Annotated in this window: 1 protein-coding gene; it reads left to right on the top strand. The window is 71.1% G+C overall.

The features are described 5' to 3' along the window. A partial coding sequence (locus EN852_RS37360) for a hypothetical protein (RefSeq protein ID WP_210238315.1) occupies nt 1-336 on the top strand: 336 nt, incomplete at both ends.

The raw sequence follows: 336 nt of genomic DNA, 5'->3' as shown, positions 1-336 counted from the left end.
GCTGGATCCTGGTTGCCGCGGCGCTGCTGGGCGCAATCGTGCTCCTGGCGTTGTGGCAGCGGCAGCGCGCACCCACCGCGCCGCCGGCGGTCGCGTTTCCGGCAACGGCCACCGACGCCAGCCAGCGCATCGAACAGCGCCTGCGCGACGATCACGCGTTCCGCAACGACGTGCTGTTCCTGCTCGCTGCAACCGTGCGCGACCGCTGCCAGCCTGCGCAGGGGGGGCTGCTGGCGCGCATGGCCAATCGTGCATCGCTACCGGTGCCGGCGTCGGTGAGTGCGGTGACCCAGCAGGAGCCATCGCTGGACCGGCCGATCTACCAGTACATCCAGC

The sequence above is a fragment of the Mesorhizobium sp. M2E.F.Ca.ET.209.01.1.1 genome (genome assembly GCF_004010375.2).
Classification (GTDB): Bacteria; Pseudomonadota; Alphaproteobacteria; order Rhizobiales; family Rhizobiaceae; genus Mesorhizobium.
The sequence above is the reverse complement of the archived record's forward strand: the minus strand, read 5'-3'. Positions and strand labels throughout refer to the sequence as shown.